The organism is Micromonospora sp. DT44 (genome assembly GCF_049841635.1).
GTDB lineage: Bacteria > Actinomycetota > Actinomycetes > Mycobacteriales > Micromonosporaceae > Micromonospora.
The window spans coordinates 1-4,078 of record NZ_JBNCKS010000117.1 but is presented as its reverse complement, the minus strand read 5'-3'; the positions used below and the strand labels follow the sequence as shown (position 1 = coordinate 4,078).

4 protein-coding genes are annotated in these 4,078 nt (G+C 68.9%); 3 read left to right on the top strand and 1 reads right to left on the bottom strand.

Annotated elements, in window-relative coordinates; translation table 11 throughout:
• The first annotated feature begins 164 nt into the window (after positions 1-164).
• Positions 165-1,418, top strand: a complete 1,254-nt coding sequence (locus tag ACLQ25_RS32375) for a DUF222 domain-containing protein (RefSeq protein ID WP_425734530.1) — start codon at positions 165-167, stop codon at positions 1,416-1,418.
• Between the two features lie 204 nt (positions 1,419-1,622).
• On the opposite strand, the gene ACLQ25_RS32370 is transcribed toward ACLQ25_RS32375, so the two are convergent.
• Positions 1,623-2,522, bottom strand: coding sequence for an aldo/keto reductase (locus tag ACLQ25_RS32370; RefSeq protein ID WP_425734531.1), 900 nt, complete (start codon positions 2,520-2,522; stop codon positions 1,623-1,625).
• A gap of 65 nt (positions 2,523-2,587) precedes the next feature.
• Here ACLQ25_RS32370 and ACLQ25_RS32365 point away from each other — a divergent pair, with 65 nt between their 5' ends.
• Together ACLQ25_RS32365 and ACLQ25_RS32360 are read left to right on the top strand one after the other, a co-directional pair.
• Complete coding sequence (locus tag ACLQ25_RS32365; protein WP_425734529.1) at positions 2,588-3,289, top strand: TetR/AcrR family transcriptional regulator; 702 nt, start codon at positions 2,588-2,590, stop codon at positions 3,287-3,289.
• Positions 3,290-3,377: 88 nt separating this feature from the next.
• Entirely contained in the window at positions 3,378-3,926 is a 549-nt protein-coding gene (locus ACLQ25_RS32360) for a DUF402 domain-containing protein (RefSeq protein ID WP_425734528.1), read from the top strand.
• Positions 3,927-4,078: the final 152 nt, after the last annotated feature.

The following is a 4,078-nucleotide window of genomic DNA, read 5'->3' as shown; positions in this document are numbered from 1 at the left end:
GACAAGATCCCCTACCAACCACGGCCGACAGATCAGGCACCCGTCCCCGCTTGACGAAACCCATAGGGACACCCCCCCACCGCGATGCGGCAACTCATGTCAGTCTGGATTGCCTATCGATCATGATGACTGAAATTGTCGTACACCTGTTCTAGTGTCAGGTCATGGTCGAGGAGCTGGCGCAGGCAGACGACGCGGTCGCCGCCTGCCTGGACGCGTCCGCCTGGAGCCTCGCCGAGCACGAACTCGTCGCTGCGCTCGACGCCGCGCACCGCCTCGCGCAACGCCTCGCCGCGCTCGAGCTCGCCCTCGTTCGCGAGATCGACGGCCGGGGCATCGCCCGCGCGCACGGCGCGTCCAGCACCACCGTCTGGTTGCGCGAGCGCCTGCGCCTCACCGTTCCCACCGCGCGTCGGCTCGTCGACCTCGCCGCCGCCCTCGACATGGGCCACAACGACGGAGTCCGGCAGGCGCTGGCGGGCGGGAACATCACCGCCGAGCAGGCCCGCGTCATCACCGACACCGTCACCACGGTGCACGACACCGCCGGCACCGCAGCCGCCGACAAGGCCGTCGGTGTCCTCGTCGAATGGGCCGGGCAGTTCGACCCGACCCTGCTGGGCAGGTTGAGCACGCGCATCCTCGACCACGTCGCCCCCGACGTCGCCGAGGCCGCCGCGAAGGCCGCGCTCGACGCCGACGCTCGCCGAGCCGACCGCGACCGGCACCTGACGGTGTCCGAGCAGACCGACGGGCGGCTGCGACTCGCCGGCACCCTCGACGCCGAGACCGCCGGCCTGCTCCGCGCCGCCATCGACCCGCTCAGCGGCCCCACCGGCCCGGACGACACCCGTACCCCGGGCCAACGCCGCCATGACGCCTTCGCCGACGTCTGCCGACTCGCCCTTTGCACCGGCGACCTACCGGCGAACGGCGGCGAGGCCGCCCAGATCGTCGTCACCACCGGCTACGACGCCCTGAGTCAGCAGCTCGGCGCCGGCACACTCGACACCGGGCTCGCCCTGACCCCGCAGACGGTACGTCGACTCGCCTGCGACGCCGCCATCCTCCCCGCCGTTCTGGGCGGCAACGGCCAACCACTCGATGTCGGCCGGCAACGCCGCCTCATCACCGGTCCCCTGCGGCGCGCCCTCGTGCTTCGCGACCGTGGCTGCGCCTTCCCGGGCTGCGACCGGCCACCGCGCTGGTGCGACGCCCACCACGTCCGTCACTGGGCCGACGGCGGCGACACCAGTCTCACCAACGCGGTCCTGCTCTGCGGCCACCACCATCGCCACGTACACAAAGGAGAATGGACGGTCCGGCTCGGCAGCGACAACCGGCCGATGTTCGTTCCGCCAGCCTGGCTGGACCCCGACCAGATACCCCGCCACAACCGCTACCACCGACGCAACTAGGCCGTGTCTGATAGTGACCACTTTGCTGGTTGGCGAAGCCAGAGTTGACGTTGCCCGGCGTGAGGACCAGGGCGAGTGAGAGGCCGCGGCCGTCGACGGCCAGGTGGACCTTGGTCGTCGAAAGGCGATATGGGCGCCGTCGCAGAACTCCGAAGATCATTCGTCAGGTGCGGCTGAGGCCGATAGCGACATCCCCGGGGCCTTTCAGCGGTGGCCATGGGCGGGGGGCGTGGGCTGGCCGAGGACCGCTTGCGACTCGTCGACGAGTCCGGTCAGGCGCGCGACCTCGGTGTCGGTCAATTGTTCGGCAACTTCGGAAGCTGCGATGTTCGACCGCAGGTGGTCGGTACTGCTCGTGCCGGGGATGACGACCATGGAGGGCGAACGGCGCAGCAGCCAGGCCAGTGCGATCTGGGCCGGTGTGGCACCTAGGCGCTCGGCCGGGCCGGTCAGCTCCTGGTGGCCGCTGAGCCGTCCGGCGGCCAGCGGGAAGTAGGGGATGAAGAGGATGCCCTGGCTCTCGCAGTCGGCGAGGACCTGGACGCCGCTGCGGTCAAGCAGGTTGAAGCGGTTCTGCACCGCCGCGATGGGGGTCATCTGCTGGGCGCGGGCCAGCATCTGCGGGGACGCGCCGGACAGGCCGATGCGGCGGATCAGCCCCTGGTCTCGCAGCTGAACGAGTGCGCCGAGCGACTCCTCCAGCGGTACGTCCTGGTGCGCACCGGGGGTGTCGCCGACGAGTCGGAGGTAGGTCAGCTCGCTCGCGTCCGTTCCCATGTCGGTAAGGGCCTCGTGAACCTGCCGCCGGATCGTCTCCGGGCGACCGTCGACGACCCAGGACTTGTCCGGGCCGCGCTCCGCGCCGACCTTGTTGCCCACGATCACGCCCTCGGGGTTCGGTCCCAGCGCCTGCCCGATCAGCTGGTTCACCGTTCGTGGCCCGTAGGCGTTCGCGGTGTCGAAGAAGGTCACGCCCAGCTCGACAGCCAGGCGCAACACCCGCCGCGCCGCCTCCGGGTCGTGCGGGAATCCCCAGACCTTGGGGCCCGCAAGTTGCATGGCGCCGTACCCCACACGATTCATCGACCTCTCCTGCCGTATCACTGCTACGGTACTTTCCGTATCGCTGGCCGTACCAGTGATACGCCTTATGCCGTAGCATTGCAACCGTGGATGATGCGAAGACCCGCAGTCGCCGGCAGATCCTGGAGGTCGCCGCCGAGCTCCTGGAACGGGAGGGCGCCCAGGCGCTCTCCACCCGCGCCGTCGCAGCGGCGGCAGGCATCCGTGCCGCCTCCTTGTACCAGCTCTTCGGCGACAAGGACGGGCTCCTTTCGGCGCTGGCCATCCACGCCTTCGACCTCTACTTGGCGCAGAAGCACACCTTGTCGTCGAGCGGCAACCCGGTCGACGGCATGCGCCACGGATGGGACATGCACGTCGACTTCGGCCTGAAACACCCCGCCCTCTACCTGCTGATGTACGGCACCGACCGGCCCGGCCGGCGCCCACCCGCCGCGCGAGAGGCACACGAACTCCTCATGACGTTCCTCGGCCGCGTCGCCTCCGACGGCCGTCTACGGGTGCCGCCCGTCCTCGCCGCCCACCTCACGCTGGCGGCGGTAACCGGCACCACGCTCTCCCTGATCAGCATCCCCGAGAGCGAACGCGACCCGGAGGTCTCACCGCGCATGCGGGAAGCACTCATCCACGCCCTGACCACCGACACGAGCCCAGCCCCGGACTCCACCCTCGCCGCTCGCGCCCTCGCGCTCGATGCCACCCTCGGCGGGGCGGATCCAGCCATCGTCCCGCTGCGACCCGTCGAGACCGCACTCCTGCGGGACTGGCTCCAGCGTCTCGCCCACTAGGACGAGCCAGGCCCCTCGAAGGCCATTTGTCAGACACGGCCTGGGTCATGTCCTGCCGAGAATGGTAGGTCGTCGGGCTCGTCGACCTGTGAAGCTGGTGCGTGTGACCGATGGCTCCGAGCGCAGACCGACGCCGGTGACCGTGGTGCGCGACGGGAAGCTTCGGGCGGCGGGGCTACGTCTTGGCGACGCCCTCGTCTACGACTGGGGATTTCACCTCGACAATCGACCGTATGAGCAGCGCAGCTTCGTGCTGCTCGATGATGGGTTCCAAATCAATCAGCCGGTCATATTTCCACCGGCGCAGCAGGGCTGGTGGTACTGCGACCTGGTGCGCGTCACTGATCATGGGAGCGTGGTCACGGTCGACGACCTGTGGATCGACGTGATCGTGGGACCTGGCGACCATCCCTACAGGGTCTTGGATCTCGACGAGTACGCCACAGCCGTGCAGGACGGCCAGCTCAGCGTGAGTGAGGCGACCGAGGGACTCATCCGTACTCAGCGTTTCCTTGATCGACGTCTCAACCGACGGCACGACCCGCAACGTTCCTGGCCGGACTTCCCACCCGCCAGTATCACCGACCTGCTGCACGCCGACTTTCCTCAGGAGTGGTCCCTCATCGACGCCGGATGAGTGCCAGTGCAGCTCAGCTTGTGCCGGATCACAGCGGCGCCGAGATCGGGCCGGGTGGAGGAACGTGCGTCAGGCCCTAGATGATCGATTCCAAGGGATGTGGGACCGCAAGTAGACGCGAGGGCGTCCATGATCGGCGTTGCCTAGGCAAC

Coding starts and splice junctions, on each gene's coding strand:
- ACLQ25_RS32375 (WP_425734530.1), top strand. CDS start 165: ATGGTCGAGGAGCTGGCGCAGGCAGACGACGCGGTCGCCGCCTGCCTG.